This is a genomic window from Lentibacillus sediminis, from assembly GCF_002763455.1.
GTDB classification, from domain to species: domain Bacteria; phylum Bacillota; class Bacilli; order Bacillales; family Amphibacillaceae; genus Lentibacillus_D; species Lentibacillus_D sediminis_A.
Genome location: NZ_NIXK01000002.1, coordinates 484,600 through 502,256, shown reverse-complemented (window position 1 = coordinate 502,256; position 17,657 = coordinate 484,600). Strand labels below are relative to the sequence as shown.

At 44.8% G+C, this 17,657-nt stretch carries 16 protein-coding genes; 14 read left to right on the top strand and 2 right to left on the bottom strand.

Annotation, left to right across the window (positions count from 1 at the left end):
• Window positions 1–7: 7 nt before the first annotated feature.
• Both ftsW and pyc read left to right on the top strand, forming a co-directional pair.
• Window positions 8–1,210 carry a putative lipid II flippase FtsW gene (gene ftsW, locus CEG13_RS06595; protein ID WP_100011082.1) on the top strand — a complete coding sequence of 401 codons (1,203 nt, stop codon included), beginning with the start codon at window positions 8–10 and terminating at the stop codon, window positions 1,208–1,210.
• Window positions 1,177–4,620 carry a pyruvate carboxylase gene (gene pyc / locus CEG13_RS06590; RefSeq protein ID WP_100011081.1) on the top strand — a complete coding sequence of 1,148 codons (3,444 nt, stop codon included), beginning with the start codon at window positions 1,177–1,179 and terminating at the stop codon, window positions 4,618–4,620. Before ftsW ends, pyc begins: the two co-directional genes overlap by 34 nt.
• A 515-nt stretch (window positions 4,621–5,135) precedes the next feature.
• Here pyc and CEG13_RS06585 read toward each other — a convergent pair.
• On the bottom strand, window positions 5,136–6,059 hold the full coding sequence (locus tag CEG13_RS06585) for a COX15/CtaA family protein (RefSeq protein WP_100011080.1): 924 nt from the start codon (window positions 6,057–6,059) through the stop codon (window positions 5,136–5,138).
• Between the two features lie 558 nt (window positions 6,060–6,617).
• Between CEG13_RS06585 and cyoE the strand changes: the two genes are divergently transcribed.
• From cyoE to CEG13_RS06550, 7 genes are all read left to right on the top strand, one after another.
• Window positions 6,618–7,556 carry a heme o synthase gene (cyoE, locus tag CEG13_RS06580; RefSeq protein ID WP_100011079.1) on the top strand — a complete coding sequence of 313 codons (939 nt, stop codon included), beginning with the start codon at window positions 6,618–6,620 and terminating at the stop codon, window positions 7,554–7,556.
• A 66-nt stretch (window positions 7,557–7,622) separates the two neighbouring features.
• On the top strand, window positions 7,623–8,675 hold the full coding sequence (gene coxB, locus CEG13_RS06575) for a cytochrome c oxidase subunit II (RefSeq protein ID WP_100011078.1): 1,053 nt from the start codon (window positions 7,623–7,625) through the stop codon (window positions 8,673–8,675).
• Between the two features lie 53 nt (window positions 8,676–8,728).
• Window positions 8,729–10,582 carry a cytochrome c oxidase subunit I gene (gene ctaD, locus CEG13_RS06570; RefSeq protein ID WP_100011077.1) on the top strand — a complete coding sequence of 618 codons (1,854 nt, stop codon included), beginning with the start codon at window positions 8,729–8,731 and terminating at the stop codon, window positions 10,580–10,582.
• Between the two features lies 1 nt (window position 10,583).
• Window positions 10,584–11,207 (top strand): cytochrome (ubi)quinol oxidase subunit III, encoded by a 624-nt coding sequence (locus tag CEG13_RS06565; protein WP_100011076.1) that lies wholly within the window; start codon window positions 10,584–10,586, stop codon window positions 11,205–11,207.
• Between the two features lie 3 nt (window positions 11,208–11,210).
• Window positions 11,211–11,540, top strand: coding sequence for a cytochrome c oxidase subunit IVB (gene ctaF, locus CEG13_RS06560; protein ID WP_100011075.1), 330 nt, complete (start codon window positions 11,211–11,213; stop codon window positions 11,538–11,540).
• A 201-nt stretch (window positions 11,541–11,741) separates the two neighbouring features.
• Entirely contained in the window at window positions 11,742–12,641 is a 900-nt protein-coding gene (gene ctaG / locus CEG13_RS06555) for a cytochrome c oxidase assembly factor CtaG (RefSeq protein ID WP_100011074.1), read from the top strand.
• 44 nt (window positions 12,642–12,685) lie between these two features.
• Complete coding sequence (locus CEG13_RS06550; protein WP_100011073.1) at window positions 12,686–13,141, top strand: DUF420 domain-containing protein; 456 nt, start codon at window positions 12,686–12,688, stop codon at window positions 13,139–13,141.
• 131 nt (window positions 13,142–13,272) lie between these two features.
• Here the strand turns inward: CEG13_RS06550 and CEG13_RS06545 are convergent, their stop codons facing one another.
• Window positions 13,273–13,638, bottom strand: a complete 366-nt coding sequence (locus CEG13_RS06545; RefSeq protein ID WP_100011072.1) for a YugN family protein — start codon at window positions 13,636–13,638, stop codon at window positions 13,273–13,275.
• Window positions 13,639–14,285: 647 nt separating this feature from the next.
• On the opposite strand from CEG13_RS06545, the gene CEG13_RS06540 reads away from it, so the two are divergent.
• From CEG13_RS06540 to CEG13_RS06520, 5 genes are all read left to right on the top strand, one after another.
• Entirely contained in the window at window positions 14,286–15,353 is a 1,068-nt protein-coding gene (locus tag CEG13_RS06540; protein WP_239984582.1) for a CAP domain-containing protein, read from the top strand.
• Window positions 15,354–15,437: 84 nt separating this feature from the next.
• On the top strand, window positions 15,438–15,830 hold the full coding sequence (gene ylbD, locus CEG13_RS06535; protein ID WP_100011070.1) for a spore coat protein YlbD: 393 nt from the start codon (window positions 15,438–15,440) through the stop codon (window positions 15,828–15,830).
• 14 nt (window positions 15,831–15,844) lie between these two features.
• A complete protein-coding gene (locus CEG13_RS06530; RefSeq protein ID WP_100011069.1) occupies window positions 15,845–16,078 on the top strand; it encodes a YlbE-like family protein in 234 nt (77 codons plus the stop codon).
• 58 nt (window positions 16,079–16,136) lie between these two features.
• Complete coding sequence (locus CEG13_RS06525) at window positions 16,137–16,574, top strand: YlbF/YmcA family competence regulator (protein WP_100011068.1); 438 nt, start codon at window positions 16,137–16,139, stop codon at window positions 16,572–16,574.
• Window positions 16,575–16,765: 191 nt separating this feature from the next.
• Window positions 16,766–17,041, top strand: a complete 276-nt coding sequence (locus CEG13_RS06520) for a YlbG family protein (protein ID WP_100011067.1) — start codon at window positions 16,766–16,768, stop codon at window positions 17,039–17,041.
• The last annotated feature ends 616 nt before the right edge of the window (window positions 17,042–17,657 follow it).

Sequence of the window (17,657 nt, the reverse complement as noted above, 5' to 3'; positions counted from 1 at the left end):
AAGAAAGATGATAAAGAAAATCAAAGATTATGATTACACTTTAATCATGGCACCGATTTTGTTAACGGCATTTGGTCTTGTCATGATCTACAGTGCCAGCATGGTGACCGCGGTGGTGGACGGGCTTGATAGCAACCATTATTTAATTAGACAAGCAATATGGTTTGCCATCGGACTGGTTTTATTCACGGCGTGCTGTATTTTTCCGTATAGATATTACCAAAAACTGATGAAAATAATTGTTCTTGCAGTTGTTGTCATGCTTGCCGTTGTGCTGGTTATCGGGAATTCGGTTAACAACGCGCAATCCTGGATTGATATAGGCCCTTTTAGCATCCAGCCGGCAGAACTTGCCAAACTGGGGCTTATTATGTATTTAGCTTCCGTGTATTCCAAGAAGCAGGATTACATTGATCACTTTCAGACAGGAGTGGTTCCGCCGCTGGTTTTAACTGGATTTATTCTGGCACTGATTGTAATGCAGCCGGATATCGGAACAGCTGCGGTGATTTTTTTGATTGCCTGTTCTGTCATATTCAGTTCCGGCATCCGCTTCAGGCATTTGTTTCTTTTGATTGCACTTGGGGCAGGGCTAATGCTTCTGGCCATGCCTTATATGGTAACAGATGAACGGCTCAGCCGATTTACAGGGGCCTATCAGCCTTTTGAAACGCCGGCTTCGGACGGATACCAATTGATTCAGTCCTATATTGCGATTGGCGGCGGCGGATTAACTGGTGAAGGATTGGGACAAGGTGTGCAGAAACTTGGCTACCTGACAGAAGCTCATACCGATTTTATTATGGCGGTAGTCGCCGAAGAACTTGGTTTTCTGGGAGTTGCGATTGTCCTGGGGCTTTTGGCAACCATTGTGCTCAGGGGGATATTTATATCCAGGAAATCGAGAGACAGTTTTGGTGCACTGATGGCAATCGGGATTTCTTCTATGATTGGCATCCAGGCATTCATTAACCTGGGTGCAATCAGTGGAATTTTGCCAATTACCGGTGTGCCTCTGCCATTTGTGAGTTATGGCGGTTCTTCCCTTCTCGTATTGATGATATCGATGGGGATTTTAAATAATATAGCGATGACAGCGAAAAGAGAAGAACAGGAACCAAGAGATTCAGAAAACAAATCAGAAATGGAGCATTATGCCACTAGAGGAGGAAATTCATGGGTGACACAAAACAGATCAATAAGGTACTAGTTGCAAATCGGGGAGAAATTGCTATACGCGTATTCCGGGCATGCACCGAGCTTAATATTCGCACGGTTGCAGTTTATTCCGGGGAAGATACTGAATCCTACCATCGGTTTAAAGCAGATGAAGCATATTTAATTGGCAAAGGAAAAAAACCGATTGATGCCTATCTGGACATCGAAGGAATCATTGAATTGGCGAAGGACGTCGGGGTGGATGCGATTCATCCCGGTTACGGTTTTTTGTCAGAAAATATCCAATTCGCAAAACGCTGTGAAGAAGAGGGCATTATTTTCATTGGCCCGACCAGTGAGCACTTGAACATATTCGGGGATAAAGTGAAAGCAAGGGCTCAGGCGATTGATGCCGGCCTGCCGGTTATTCCCGGTACAGATGGAGATGTTGCATCTGCAAGCGCCGTAGAGGCATTTGGCAGGGAGCATGGGTATCCAGTGATCATTAAGGCGGCACTAGGCGGCGGTGGTCGCGGAATGCGGATTATCCGCAGCGAACAAGAGGCAAACGAAGCCTATGACAGGGCAAAATCAGAAGCGAAGGCCGCTTTTGGCAATGATGAAGTGTATCTGGAGAAATATATTGAAAACCCGAAGCATATTGAAGTGCAGGTTATTGGAGATGAAGCAGGAAATATTGTTCATCTCTATGAGCGGGATTGCTCTGTGCAGCGCAGGCACCAGAAATTGGTGGAAGTGGCGCCGAGTCTTTCGCTAACTGATGAGCTAAGGGATGAAATATGCGCCGCTGCAGTGAAGCTGATGAAAAACGTAAATTATAAAAACGCCGGGACTGTGGAGTTTCTAGTTACCGGAGATACGTTTTATTTCATCGAGGTAAACCCGCGTGTGCAAGTGGAGCATACGATTACGGAAATGATCACGGGTGTGGACATTGTTCAGACGCAAATTAAAATTGCGAAGGGCATGGACATTCACGAACCGTCGATCGGCATCCCGAAACAGGAAAATATTGTGACAAGCGGTTACGCTATCCAGTCAAGGGTCACTACAGAGGATCCGCTGAATGGCTTCATGCCGGATGCGGGGCGGATTATGGCTTACCGCACAGGTGGCGGCTTTGGCGTGCGTCTGGATGCCGGTAACGGGTTCCAGGGAGCGGTTATTTCCCCGCATTACGATTCGCTGCTGGTTAAAGTTTCGACATGGGCGCTGACATTTGAGCAGGCAGCTCATAAAATGGTGCGAAACCTGAAGGAATTCCGTATCCGCGGAATCAAAACCAATATACCGTTTCTGGAAAATGTAATCCAGCATGACCAGTTTCTATCCGGGAAGTATAATACTAATTTTGTGGATCAGACGCCGGAACTGTTTGTTTTTCCGAAACGGAAGGACCGCGGAACGAAAATGCTGTCATACATTGGTCATACGACGATTAACGGAATGGAGGGAATGGACAACAAGGCAAAACCTGCTTTTCCATCCCTGATTGTTCCGAAAATAAACACAGCTGACCAAATGCCACACGGTACGAAGCAGATTCTAGAGGAACAGGGCCCAGAAGGAGTAGCGAAATGGCTGAAGGAGCAAAAAGAAGTGCTGCTTACAGACACTACATTCCGTGATGCCCATCAGTCCCTGCTTGCGACCAGAATCAGAACAAGGGATCTCGAGCAGATAGCAGAACCCACGGCGCGGCTCTTGCCCGAGTTGTTTTCTGTGGAAATGTGGGGAGGCGCAACTTTTGATGTGGCATACCGCTTCCTGAAAGAAGATCCGTGGGAGCGGCTGATTAAATTAAGAGAAAAAATGCCTAATGTACTTCTGCAAATGCTGCTGCGGGCAAGCAATGCGGTGGGCTACAAAAACTATCCAGACAATTTAATCAAGGAATTTGTGCAAAGAAGTTCTGAGGCGGGGATTGACGTCTTCCGGATTTTCGATAGCCTGAACTGGCTGGAAGGCATGCAGCTGGCCATTGACTCAGTAAGGGAAAATAACAAGATTGCCGAGGCGTCGATGTGTTATACAGGTAATATTCTTGATGCCGGAAGAGAAAAATATGATCTTTCCTACTATCAGAATCTGGCGAAACAGCTGGAAAATTCCGGAGCGCATATTCTTGGAATTAAAGATATGGCAGGACTATTAAAACCGGAAGCAGCCTATCAGCTGATTTCCACATTGAAAGACACGGTTGAGATACCGATTCACCTGCACACACATGACACAAGCGGCAATGGGGTGTATACGTACGCCAGAGCAATTGATGCCGGCGTGGATGCTGTCGATGTAGCGGCAGGACCAATGGCAGGGCTAACCTCCCAGCCGAGTGCACAGACGCTGTACCATGCACTGGAAGGCACCGAGCGCCAGCCTGGAGTGGATGTCAGTGCATATGAAGAATTATCCCATTATTGGGAAGGTATTCGCGATTATTACCAGGACTTTGAAAGTGGCATGAAGGCACCACATACGGAAATTTATATGCATGAAATGCCGGGCGGACAGTACAGCAACCTGAAACAGCAAGCCAAAGCAGTTGGGCTTGCCGACCGCTGGAATGAAGTCAAGGTAATGTTCCGCCGTGTCAATGATATGTTTGGAGATGTGGTCAAAGTAACCCCTTCCTCCAAAGTGATTGGTGATATGACGCTGTTTATGGTACAGAACAACTTGACGGAAGAGGATATTTATGAGCGCGGCGAATCGATTGATTTTCCCGATTCGGTAATCGAATTTGCTCAAGGGTATATCGGACAGCCGTATCAGGGTTTTCCGGAAAAATTGCAAAAAGCTATTTTAAAGGATAGAGAAGCGATTGGCGTTCGACCAGGCGAACTGCTCGAGCCGATTGATTTCAAGGAGCTGCGCGATTCACTGTTCAAAATGCTTGACCGCCAGGTAACGAGTCACGATATTATCGCCTATGCGCTTTATCCAAAGGTGTTTAAAGACTATCACCAATTCTATGAAACTTACGGTGATATGTCTGTTCTGGATACGCCAACCTTCTTCTACGGAATGAATCTCGGGGAGAAAATAGAAGTGGAAATCGAGCAAGGAAAAACCTTGATCGTTAAATTGGTTTCCATCACGGAACCGCAGCCTGATGGCACTCGTGTCGTTTACTTTGAACTGAATGGACAGGCAAGGGAAATTGTCGTAAAAGATGAGAGCATTCAGTCTGAGCTGGACATCCGTCCAAAAGCTGACAAAATCAATGATAAACATATCGGTGCAACCATGCCGGGGACAGTGCTGGAAGTCAATTGTGCGGTAGGGGATGAAGTAGGCAAAGGAGATTACCTGCTAATTACCGAAGCGATGAAAATGGAGACAACCGTACAAGCGCCATTCCAGGGAGTAATTAAGGACATTTATGTTAAAAGCGGCGAAACGATTGCCGTGGATGATTTGTTGATTGAATTTGAATAAGTGAGAAAGAAAACAGGCAGCGGAATCGAATCCGCTGCCTGTTTTTGCAGTTATAAAACATTCATGATTTATTGCCACACAATCTATAGACTGCGACGTAAATCAGAAGGGATGAGTACCATCGCCGCTGCGGAAATACCCTTCGCTTTCCGTGGGCGCTGGTGAGCCTCCTCGCGCTGTCGCGCTGTGGTGTCTCACCTATGCTTACCATCCCGCAGGAGTCTCAGGGTATTTCCTCCGCTAATGTTGTGCATTTTAACTTATATTGACTGTTTGTTCAACTATCCACTTTCGATGGTTGATTGGAGCGGAGGGCGGTCGACTCCTGCGGGAAAAGCAACGGCTGAAGACCCCGCAGGAAGCGGTTTTCTTCCGAGGAGGCTGAAGAGTTGCCCGCGGAAAGCGACCGCCCGCAGCGGAAATCAACGAGCACTCATGTCGCAGGTATTTCCGCAACGGTGTGGACGGAAAATTACATCGCCGTTTCCAACTACTACGAGAGTCACAGCCAAGTCCTAATTACCCTTCTTTTCATAATAAGCACTTCTGGTAGAAAGCAAGATGAAATAGCTGAGCATGGCGAAATAGCAGGAAATAATCAATGCGTGCATGAGGGCAATGCCTAAGTTAAGCATAGTGAAAATGATCAGTGCCCCTGATAGAACCTGCAGAGTGATCAGACTAACGGTAATGATCCATCCCCAGTACATCACACGGCTGTGCGCGTAATTTTTTATGATTTTAATAAACAGCACAACTGTCCAAATAAATAAAATTCCCGCTGCCAGGCGGTGCCCCATTTGAATCCACTGCTCCAGGCTGTAGGTGGAAAATGCAAGCGGTGAACTGTTCGTACAAAAAGGCCAGTCGCCACATACCAGATTCGATTCCGTGTGGCGAACCAAAGCCCCCGTATATACCACCATTATCGCATAAATGCTCAGAAGATAAATTTCCACACGGTGTTTTTTCTCAATCATCAATGATGCCGCATCAAATTTCTTATCCACCTCAAAAATCAGTACAGTGAGCAAAAAGATGGAAGCAAAGGAAATTAGAGAAATGCCAAAATGGGCAGCAAGCATAAAGTCCGTTTGTTCCCACATAACGGCAGCTGCGCCGATCAGTGCCTGCAGTACAAGGAAAAACACGGAAAGGAATGCCAGAAACTTTGCTTCCCTCACATGCCCGATACGTTTCCAGGCCAATATTGCAAGAACCAGCACGAGAATCCCCATACTGCCGGAAACGAGCCGGTGACTGAGTTCGACAACTAATTCAAATGTAATATTGCTTGGCAATAATTGACCTTCACACAATGGCCAGCTGTCCCCGCATCCATCTTGTGATCCAGTTTTCGTCACAAGCGCTCCGCCGATAAGTACGAATACCATTCCAAGGGAGGAAAGAACAGAGAGGACTTTTAATGTTTTTAGCATGATATATCCTTCTTTCAGTCAAAATCAACTAAATTTCTGCATCTATTTCAGTCGTCAATTTATCGCAGATTAACAGGCAGTAAAACCCCCACTCCCAAAAAAGAAGTAGGCTGTATATTTTAGGTGGGGGTTAAACTGCCTGTAAAAGCCCGATTGGTTCAACTAACATTTAGTGGGAAAAGCAAACCCCACTGAAATGAAGTTTCACTTTATCATAATATCTTTTTAAACGAGAAAGCAATGATATAGAAGGGAAAATCGGCAATTGACACAGAATTGTTATAGTATCTGGAATGAGTGAAAAGCAAAATCCAAAAAACGCTTGCATTCTCCCAGTTTGTTTGCTAGAAATAGGATAGAATTATTTCTTCTACATTCCCTTTCACATAAGGGACCAGCAGCGCAAAAAAAATTTTCCATGTGATTAAATAGAATGTAAATCAATTCCATGATACAATATAAACTGTCAACTGGTATGCAGGCAAGTATATTTATTGCTGAGATAGCTGTATACTTTGGATGACTGTGTTTTTTTGTGATTGGAAAGGGGGGTAACAAATGAATAACGTAGAAACACCTTCTTCAGAGATGATAGACAAAGAAGCGATTGCGGAAACCCATAAATCAACATTTACTGCAGATTTTAAAGCCCTGGTGAAAACAGGAATTGTGAATTCTAATTTAATAACCACATTTACAGGATTTTGGCTGGCACTTCAATTGACCAATTCCTCTTTACTGACCGAGTGGACTGTTTTTTTACTTACGATGGCTGGAACAGCGCTGGTGATAGCCGGAGGGACAATCCTGAATAACTGGTATGATTCGGATATTGATACAGTGATGGCGCGGACGAAAAACCGTCCCACCGTAACCGGAAACATTTCCCTCAATACAGCTTTCGGTTTGGGCATGGGAGCAACATTGGCCGGTCTGATACTCTTGCTGTTTACCACGGCACAAGCTGCATTTTTTGCGTTTGTCGGATGGTTTGTTTATGTGGTTTTGTATACGATGTGGTCAAAAAGGAAATATACTCTTAATACGATAATTGGAAGTTTTTCCGGCGCCATGCCTCCGTTAATTGGCTGGGCTGCCATTGAGCCGAGTTTCCATATGGTACCTGCTATGCTGTTTTTAATTATGTTTATTTGGCAGACGCCGCATTTTCTTGCCTTGGCGATGAAAAAGAAAAACGATTATGAAGCAGCGGGAATCCCCATGCTCCCAGTGGTTCATGGCTTTGCTTTTACCAAACGGCAGATCGTGGTATATATCGCTTGCCTCTTGCCGTTGCCGTTTTTGCTCACATCCCTGGGGACAACCTTTATTACCATTGCTACACTGCTGAATATCGGCTGGCTGGCTTTTGGACTTAGTGGATTCTTCATGAAAGATGATTTAAAATGGGCAAAAATGATTTTCATTTATTCCTTGAATTATTTAACCATCCTGTTTTTGATGATGGTCGTCGTGACATTGCCGATATTTAATTAATTAGTGTCCTTAATGAAATTTATTTTTATATAAGGAATTTAATAAGAGAAAGAGAGGTAAGACTACATGAAAGCTTGGCTTGGAAAATTCAAATCATTATTGATGCTGAGCGGTATTGCACTACTATTAGCTGGCTGCGGGAAAGAGAATCTGTCGGCATTCATACCTAAGGGTCCGAATGCCGAAACTTCCCTAAACCTGATTATTCTTTCCCTTGCCATCATGATTTTTGTGTTTATCGTCGTAATGCTGGTTTATGTCATTGTTCTTGTGCGCTTCCGTCAGAAAAAAGGGCAGGAAGATTACATACCTAAACAAGTAGAGGGCAATAAGACACTGGAAACGATCTGGACCGTCATTCCAATCATTTTGGTTCTGATTCTTGCGGTTCCAACTGTAACCGCTACATTTGAACTGGCGGATAATTCTGGAGCCGAGGAAGGGCTGAATGTTGAAGTTACCGGCAATCAGTACTGGTGGCATTTTAACTACCAAGGCCAGGAGATTCAAACAAGTCAGGATATGTATATCCCTGTGGGAGAACCTGTCTATTTGAACATGGCTTCAACGGACGTCATCCACTCCTTCTGGGTACCGTCTATTTCCGGAAAAATGGATGTAAACCCGGAAAACACCAATACCATGTATATTGAGGCTGAAGAAGAAGGGGTTTACTGGGGAAAATGTGCGGAGCTTTGCGGACCTTCCCACTCACTGATGGATTTTAAAGTCATTGCTGTCAGTCAGGAAGAGTTTGATCAATGGGTTTCTGACATGCAAAACGTGGATCCGGAAGCACAGCCAGAAGGAGCAGTAGCACAGGAAGGTCAGAGCTTATTTCAAGAAAACAGCTGTGTCGCCTGTCATGCGATCGGATCATCTCCAGTGGCAACCGGGCCAAATTTAACAAGCTTTGGGGATCGCACCACGCTTGCGGGTGTTGAGGAACCGACGAAAGAAAATATCGTTGACTGGCTGCTGAATCCGGAGGCAATGAAACCAGGCAATAAGATGACAGGAAATTATCCTGAGCTGACAGAAGAGGAAGCAAGCAGCATCGCCGAATATCTCATGCAGCTGCAGCCTTCCGAGATTACTCCGGAAGACGCAGGCAATTAAGAGATTACGGGTTAATGAATTGGGATGGAAGATGTAAAAGGGAGGTTTAAACTTTGAGTTCAGCAGCTACTCAAAAAAGAGGCTTCGGCGCCATGCTGTGGGATTATCTGACAACCGTCGACCATAAAAAAATTGGTATTCTGTACCTTATCGGCGGGGGATTTTTCTTCCTGCTCGGCGGTCTCGAAGCAATGATTATACGGATTCAGCTTTTAGTCCCGGAGAATGATTTCATCAGCGCCGGACTTTACAATGAAATGATTACCATGCATGGAACGACAATGATTTTTCTTGCCGCCATGCCGTTGTTATTAGGATTAATGAATGTAATAATGCCGCTGCAAATCGGAGCACGTGATGTAGCGTTTCCCTTCTTAAATTCGTTGGGATTTTGGCTGTTTTTTCTTGGAGGAATTTTGCTGAACTGCAGCTGGTTTCTCGGGGGAGCGCCAGATGCCGGATGGACATCATATGCCCCGCTTTCTGTTCAGTCACCTGGGCATGGGGTGGACTTCTACGTTATGGGTCTGCAACTCTCAGGTGCCGGTACATTAATCGGCGGAATTAACTTTTTGGTAACAATTGTAACCATGCGTGCACCTGGCATGACCTATATGCGTATGCCTTTGTTCACGTGGACAACATTTATTACAAGTATATTAATTTTGTTTGCTTTCCCGGCGCTAACCGTCGGACTGTTTCTTTTGATGTTTGACCGGATGATGGGTGCTGCATTCTTTGATGTGGCATTAGGCGGAAATGCCATTATTTGGCAGCATTTATTCTGGATATTCGGCCATCCGGAGGTATATATTTTAATATTGCCTGCGTTTGGTGTGTTTAGTGAAATACTTCCGACCTTCTCTAAAAAGCGACTGTTTGGTTATACAGCAATGGTGTTTGCAACGATCTTGATTGCATTCCTGGGCTTCATGGTTTGGGCACACCATATGTTTACGGTCGGACTGGGCCCTGTTGCCAATGCGATCTTTGCGATTGCAACAATGGCAATTGCGATTCCTACCGGGATTAAAATCTTTAACTGGCTTGCAACTATGTGGGGTGGGAGCATTCGGATTAATTCTGCAATGCTTTGGGCATTGGCTTTCGTTCCTACTTTTACAATCGGTGGAATGACTGGTGTTATGCTGGCTTCTACGGTAGCCGACTATCAGTACCACGACACCTATTTTGTTGTGGCACACTTTCACTACGTTATTGTCGGCGGGGTTGTATTCGGTATACTGGCAGCTCTGCATTACTGGTGGCCAAAAATATTTGGAAGAATTCTTAATGAAGCAATGGGGAAAATTGCGTTTTGGCTGTTTTTCATCGGTTTCCATTTGACTTTCTTTGTTCAGCATTTTCTCGGTCTGATGGGGATGCCGCGCCGTTACTGGGTGTTCCTTGAAGGACAGGGACTTGACACCGGGAACCTTGTCAGCTCGATTGGTGCCTTTTTGATGGGCATTGGCGGCCTGATTTTCTTGATTAACATCATTTATTCTTCCGTAAAAGGGGAAAAAGCGTCTGCAGACCCTTGGGACGGACGTACACTGGAGTGGGCAACGGCTTCACCGCCTGTTCACTACAACTTTAAACAACTTCCGCTGGTGCGCGGGCTGGATCCATTATGGATTGAAAAAATGGAAGGCAAAGGCAAGATAACACCTGCTGAACCATTGGATGAGATCCATATGCCAAATGGTTCCATTTTACCTTTAATTATGACAATTGGTTTCTTTATTGCCAGCTTCGGGTTTATTTATCAAACCGATCACAAGGCTTGGCTGATCGCGATTTATGTTGGAATGGCCATTGCGCTTGGTGCCATGCTGACGCGGTCACTGAAGGATGACCATGGTTATCATATTTCCAAAGAAGAACTTGAAAGGGAGGCTGAATGATATGAGTCATGATCATTCCTTAAACCCTGAAACGATGCCGCAGGAGCCGGAAAAGGCCACCCATGAGGGAAAAAATAAATTTCTTGGTCTATGGTTTTTTCTTGGCGGAGAAACGGTTCTTTTCGCATCCTTGTTTGGAACTTACTTAGCATTGCGCAACTCCACGGCAGACGGTCCCTCGTCACAGGATCTATTCGGACTGGAACTGGTTTTCATTATGACAATTTTGTTATTAACCAGTTCCTTGACCAGTGTGTATGCTATGTATCATATGAAAAACAATGACTTTGCGAAAATGCAGCTGTGGCTTGGCGTTACCGCCCTTTTAGGTGTTGGCTTTCTCGCTTTTGAAATTTATGAGTTTGCTCACTACATTACAGATTACGGATTTACGTTCCGCTCTTCTGCGTTCGGATCAGCTTTCTATACATTAGTCGGCTTCCACGGAGGTCACGTCGCGTTTGGGCTGAGCTGGATCATTGTGCTGATGGCCCGTAACGCCAAAAGAGGATTGAATTTATACAACGCACCGAAATTTTATTCCTTCAGTTTATACTGGCACTTTATTGATGTCGTCTGGGTATTTATTTTCACCGTTGTATACTTAATGGGGATGGTGAGTTAATTTATGGCAAATAACCCTAATACAAGTAAATTGAAAATGAATTCATTCCAAAGACAAAAAAAGAAAGAAGAAATGAAAAAGCAAGTCATTTCTTTTGCATTAATGATTGGCTTTACCTTGATTGCATTCGGCCTGGTCGGTTTCAGTGAAATGGACAGTATGTTTCTTGTTCCAATTCTGCTGATACTGGCCGTGGTGCAGGTGGGATTTCAGTTCTATTATTTCATGCATATGAAAGACAAAGACCATGAAATGCCCGCAGTTATGATTTATGGCGGCGTGTTTGCAGCAATGTTAACCCTTGCCGCACTGATTGTCATTACATGGTGGTAAATGGCTGATAAGACCGGGAGATCGCTTCCCGGTCTTTTTTTAGCTTGTTGGTAAAGGGATAACAGCTCACTGGATACTAAAGAGGAAGCGGCATGTTTTTTCCTCTGTCTGATGTGCGAAAATCGTCATAATCCAGGGATGTAACAATAAGAATTATGGGTTATAATGGTAAGACATTCCCTAAGAGTGGAGGGAAACACGATGTGGTTGGAGCTGCAGATTTTCGGGTTTAGGGCACTGTGGAGCCCTTATTACTTACTGTTTTTGATTGGACTTGCAATTTTATATTTTTTCATTACGGGACCTTATCGCAAAAAATTCAACGAAACCGATGCACCACCAACAGCGTTACAGCAAATGAGTTTTTATTGTGCGATCGTGCTGTTGTATATGGTAAAAGGATCCCCGATCGATTTATTGTCCCATATTATGCTGACGGCTCATATGATTCAGATGGCAATCTATTATTTGATTGTGCCGATTTTAATCATTAAAGGGATACCCGCGTGGATTTGGAAAAAAGTTGTCGATGCTCCGGGGATTGCTCCGGTGATAAGGCTTTTAACTAAACCGGTTATCTCGCTTTTATTGTTTAATGGACTGTTTTCTATTTATCATATACCAGTGGTTTTTGACTTTGCAAAATCTTCCCAGTTTGCTCATACATCGATTTCACTGGTTATTCTCGTCGCTGCATTTATTGTGTGGTGGCCGATTGTCACGCCGCTGAAAGAGTTCGACACCATGAAACCTATGTTGAAGATGCTGTATATTTTTGCTAACAGTGTTCTGATCACACCTGCTTGCGTGCTGATTATCTTTGCCGGGGAGCCGCTGTTTGCGACCTATTCCCAGAGCGGTGAATGGGTGCAGGCTTTGGCTTTATGTGTGCCCGGGGATGTGCTGAGCGGCATAGCCATTCCATTATCCGGGCCGGAAATGTTCTCACCACTTAGCACCATGGTAGATCAGCAGCTTGGCGGCATAATTATGAAAGTCGTGCAGGAAATCACCTATGGTGTGCTGCTGGGAAGGGTCATCTTTCAATGGTTTAAACAGGATGGGCAAACCATTGACCCGCTCCCTGCAGAATCAAACTGATGCAGCATGAGCTTATTTAACAGAAAGAAAGGAAACGTGACGCTATGCCTTTTTTAGCCACTTTAAGTACAATTTTTATTGTTTTAAGCGCAATCCTGGTAGCTATTGGCTGGGTGCTTATCAGCAGGGGGAAAGCAAGGGCACATAAGCGGACAATGATTGCCGCGGCCATCAGTGCAATAATCTTTTTCACTATTTATATGTCAAGGACAATTTTTATCGGCAATACAAGTTTTGGCGGACCGGCCGATTTAGAGATCTACTACACCATTTTCCTTGTCTTCCATATTATTTTGGCAACCGTGGGAGCAGTTTTCGGCGTCGTTTCCCTCACCCTCGGGTTTAAGCGGAACATTCGAAAACATAGAAAAGTTGGGCCTTACACGAGTGTGATATGGTTCTTTACAGCAATAACAGGGGTAATGGTTTATTTGTTTCTGTATATTTTATTTGACCAGGGCGAAACAACAAATTTGTTCCGGGCAATTTTTGGAGGTTAAGAAAAAAGGCGGAAGTTGATTACTTCCGCCTTTTGCATGTTCATTTTTCCTTCTTTTACTAAGTCACTGGCTTAACCGGCTGCCTAAAAACCGTCGTTCTTTTAGGCGGAGGCCTCCTGGACACACCTGTGCTAGTCTGTGTAATTTGCCAGTTCTGCCGCTAATTTGCCGAGGAGATTATGAGCACGTTCCACAAGGTTCTCCGGGAAATTTTCTTCTACTCCGTATTCTACGCCAGTCGGGTAGTAATGTTTGCCGAGCAGTGGTGTTTTTAATTTGATGATGGCATTGCGGCCGTCCACATCTCCTTCTACTGCATGGCCCTGCAGGCGAATATAGTATGTAATTCCTCTTTCATTTGAATTGACCTTATAATCGTATGTTACTCGTTCATAGTCCCACTGGCCTGCACGGATGAAGGCATGCTTTCCGGTTATGTGATCCAATAGTTTCAAGTCAATGACAACATCGTCGATCCCTGTATTTTCCAATTTCATTTTTCATCACCTCACTATTTATCTTCACAATTTTATCATAGTACGAATTCGCCAAACTTGCAATTGAAATGGCAAGATCACGCAGTTGGAAGCGTTTTGTTGCTTTTAAATTTCGTAGTTGGTGGAAAACTGCGACGTAATTCACTGTTGCGGAAATACCTGCGACAAATGTGCACGTTGATTTCCGCTACGGGAAACCGCTTTCCGCGGGCACGGCTTCAGCCTCCTCGCGGAAAACCACCGCTGCTCAGGTCTAGACTCGTGCTTTTCCCGCAGGAGTCGGCTTCCCACAGCGAAGATCAACCAGCTACAGAGTGGGTAGCTGTTGTTTAATTTACAAAGTACATCACCCAGCGGAGGAAATACCCCGAGACTCCTGCGGGAGGATAGGCATAGGTGAGACCCCGCAACGCGTCAGCGCGAGGAGGCTCACCAGCCGCCCGCGGAAAGCGAGGGGTATTTCCGCAGCGGCGATGATAACCCCCCCCTGATTTACATTGCAGTTTAAAGATATTCTGAAACAGGAGACCTTATATACCCTTATTTTATCTCAGGTCCATTGCTGAAATAGTAGAGAAAAGAGAATGTATCGGCATAGGCTTGCATACAGTGTAATAGAGAAAATAGAGCTGATAAAGGAGAATCGGATGATGGGGTATTTGCGCACATTGCTGATTGCCATCCTGCTGGCTGCAGCTGCTTTTTATCTATTAGAGAAAAGTACGGAGAGAGAGGAAGCGAGCAGTTCTGGGCGGGAAGAACTGCAGGAAAAGCAGAGCCAACTGAAAAGCAAGACAGCACCGGATATGACAAAAAACAATGTACCGATGAAGGGAGATCTCTACCAATGGATCGGCAAATCAGCGGACGTTGTAACCGAGGAACTGGGTGAGCCAAGCCGCAGAGACAAAAGCGCCTATGGATATACCTGGTGGGTTTATAATGAAAATCCGAAAGAATATTTTCAGCTTGGAGTAAAGGATGATGAGGTGATCACCCTTTATGCGATTGGGTCTGAACTCGATCTGTCCCCTTTAAAGATTGGCCAATCCTATGAAAAAGTGAAGGAGGAATTTACCTTCAACGAAGAGGTAACCTATGAGGAAGGTGTCACGCACTATACCTATTTGCTGGATAACGAAGCACTCCAGTCTCGTCCGCTGGTTAAACTGACCGATAATTTGTTTCTGCAAATTTATTTTGATACGTTTACAAAAAAAATCTCTTCAATTCGGGTAATTACAGGTGATACCCTTTTGCAGCATCAGCCGTATGCCATGCAGTATTTGGGTGAACTGCCTGAGAATCGGGATTTCACCGATGAAGAATGGGCCGAGATCGAATCGGGGATGGAGCAGCAAATATTTGACATTACCAATATCATGCGCCAGCGTCATGGAAAGAGCACGCTTGAGAAGGAGAAGGCAGTGAACGCAGTGGCATATTCCCATAGCAGGGATATGGCGGAGAATGATTACTTCTCACATGAAAGCCAAAATGGTGACGGACTGAAAGAGCGCTTGGCTATGGAGGAATTATTTTATCTGACAGCAGGAGAGAATATTGCTGCACAATATGATGATGCTCCTGCTGTGATGGAAGGCTGGCTTAACAGTGAGGGACACCGTGAATCTCTCCTGCGGGAAGGGTATACACATCTTGGGGTCGGCGTCTACCGTTTTTATTACACACAAAATTTCCTGGAAAAACTTTGATTATATCTCTTTTGTTTGTCACACGCAGCCGGACTGGGTGCATAAATTAGTTATTAACAAAGCGCCGTCCCGGAGGTGAAAATTGTGAGTGATAAGAAACTGCATCCCCTAGTTTACGATTTTAAAGTTTTCATTAACAGCCATCCAGCCCTGCGTGAAGAAATCAGGAAAAACGGAAGGGGATGGCAGGAGTTTTATGAAAAATGGGTTTTGCTTGGGGAAGAGGACACTTATTGGGATGCCTATAAACAACTGCCGGTAACAAACGAAAAAGAACCGGAAACAAAAGAAAAGGATACGGAAATGTTTGCGAAACTGATGAAAATGACAGAGAATCTGGATATGGAAAAAGTACAGGGGCAAGTCTCCCAGTTAAGTAAAACAATAGCCATGGTGCAGGAGGCTATCGGGCAATTCCAGGAATCGAAAAAAACGGAAACCCGTCCGAGAGAACCGTTCGGGTGGTTTCGGGATTAAGGAGGAACCTCCAAATGGAGCCAGCAGTATGCCGCTATTTAGCGGATAATCCGCGTCTTGCCGGATTTGTTCGTTATAATCCGGAGTGGTACCGATATTTGTCACGTGACCCGGGCCGCTTAAAGGAGATGGAAAAAGAGGCAAAGCGGTTTTATGGGAAAACATTTCCGCAGCAAGTGGAGAAAGTAAGCCGCCAGGTACAGATGGCCAGCATGCTTGCCAAGTTTGCCGGTGTGATGAAAGATTGATGTCCAACTATTTTCATAACAGGGCGGAAGTGATATGATAGGGTTGGAGGTGTAAGATATGATAGCTACAATGGAATATGTAGATATAATTGATCGCTCTGAATACCTTGGAAAAATGGTCTTGGGTTCAGATGTGATGGAAGCCTACAACCATTCCAAAAAAGTACTTACTGAAGATCAACATGCTCAAAAGCTTATAAGAGCATTTACTGATATAAAGAGTCATTACGAGGATGTGCAGCGTTTCGGCAGATACCATCCGGATTATAACCAGATTATGAAGCAGGTTCGTGCGGCTAAACGGGAAATGGATATGAATGAAAAGGTTGCCTCGTTTAAGATTGCGGAGCGAAATTTGCAGAACCTGCTGGATGAAATCAGCCAATATGTGGCAGAGAGTACAAGTGAACAGATTAAAGCGCCAAAGGACGGCGCAGCACTGACCGACAGTGGCTGTGGCTGCGGATCAGGGGGCGCCTGCGGTTGCGCTTCCTAATTTATCGCAGTTTAACAGGTAAATACCCAGGGAAGCAAATAGTTCAGCTGAGGAGCTTCCTGTAAAAAACCCGTTTGGTTCAATTAGCATTCACTGAGGTCTTCAAGGTGCAGGGGGATCTCACTGAATGAAGTTTAATTTATCATAAATGCAATACATACTATCGGACAAGCAGGGAGCGAGGGAAATAAATGCGGACAAGCAGGCAGGGAATCATTGTATGGTTCCAGCACATGAAAAATATTAAACAGTTGAAACGCTACGGCCATCTGCTGTATGCATCCAAACGTTTAAAATACGCGGTGATCTATGTCGATCAGGCTGAACTGAAACAGATCGAGCACAAACTTAATAAACTGCCCTTTGTTTCCAGAGTGGACCGTTCGTATAAACCGTTTGTGGCAACTGATTTTGAAAACAGCAAGCCGGATAAAGCCAAACAATATGATTATAAAATGGGAATTTGAGACCTTTGCAGTCATGCTGAAGAGGTTTTTTGGTTAGAAAGTTTATATCTTTTCACGAGGATCTTTTCGTAAGTTTGGTTACTTATTTATGTCGTAGTAGATGGAAAATACGATAAGAGTGCTCGCTGATTTCCGCTGCGTGCAGTCGTACACCTTAGGTCATGGGTTCAGCCCCCTCCTGCTCAAGTTTAGATACATGCTGTTCCCGTAGGAGTCAATCACATATATAATCGAATTCAATTCGAAAAAGGGGGCAAGAAATAAATATATTTTTTGCCCCCAATATGAAAGTCATTTCGATTATATTAAAAAAGAGAACCGATTGTCCTCCGCTCCAATCAACCATCTACAGAGCGGATAACTGTGGTTTGTTTTACAAGGCACACCATCAGCGGAGGAAATACCCCGAGACTCCTGCGGGAAGAAAAGCATAGCCGAGACCCCGCAGTGCGACAGCACGAGGAGGCTCGGCAGCTTCCCGCGGAAAGCGAGGGGTATTTCCGCAGTGGCGATCATGAAACCCACTGCTTGACGTCGCAGTTTACAGAAAAGTAAACCTTCAGCTACAAAAAAATAAACCTGCAGAAATCGCTTCTGCAGGCCCCTTTTTACTAAA

Bases quoted from the DNA above. Each gene is read 5' to 3' on its own strand.
- ftsW (WP_100011082.1), top strand. From the start codon at position 8: ATGATAAAGAAAATCAAAGATTATGATTACACTTTAATCATGGCACCG.
- pyc (WP_100011081.1), top strand. From the start codon at position 1,177: ATGGGTGACACAAAACAGATCAATAAGGTACTAGTTGCAAATCGGGGA.
- CEG13_RS06585 (WP_100011080.1), bottom strand. From the start codon at position 6,059: ATGCTAAAAACATTAAAAGTCCTCTCTGTTCTTTCCTCCCTTGGAATG.
- cyoE (WP_100011079.1), top strand. From the start codon at position 6,618: ATGAATAACGTAGAAACACCTTCTTCAGAGATGATAGACAAAGAAGCG.
- coxB (WP_100011078.1), top strand. From the start codon at position 7,623: ATGAAAGCTTGGCTTGGAAAATTCAAATCATTATTGATGCTGAGCGGT.
- CEG13_RS06565 (WP_100011076.1), top strand. From the start codon at position 10,584: ATGAGTCATGATCATTCCTTAAACCCTGAAACGATGCCGCAGGAGCCG.
- ctaF (WP_100011075.1), top strand. From the start codon at position 11,211: ATGGCAAATAACCCTAATACAAGTAAATTGAAAATGAATTCATTCCAA.
- ctaG (WP_100011074.1), top strand. From the start codon at position 11,742: ATGTGGTTGGAGCTGCAGATTTTCGGGTTTAGGGCACTGTGGAGCCCT.
- CEG13_RS06550 (WP_100011073.1), top strand. From the start codon at position 12,686: ATGCCTTTTTTAGCCACTTTAAGTACAATTTTTATTGTTTTAAGCGCA.
- CEG13_RS06545 (WP_100011072.1), bottom strand. From the start codon at position 13,638: ATGAAATTGGAAAATACAGGGATCGACGATGTTGTCATTGACTTGAAA.
- CEG13_RS06540 (WP_239984582.1), top strand. From the start codon at position 14,286: ATGATGGGGTATTTGCGCACATTGCTGATTGCCATCCTGCTGGCTGCA.
- CEG13_RS06530 (WP_100011069.1), top strand. From the start codon at position 15,845: ATGGAGCCAGCAGTATGCCGCTATTTAGCGGATAATCCGCGTCTTGCC.
- CEG13_RS06525 (WP_100011068.1), top strand. From the start codon at position 16,137: ATGATAGCTACAATGGAATATGTAGATATAATTGATCGCTCTGAATAC.
- CEG13_RS06520 (WP_100011067.1), top strand. From the start codon at position 16,766: ATGCGGACAAGCAGGCAGGGAATCATTGTATGGTTCCAGCACATGAAA.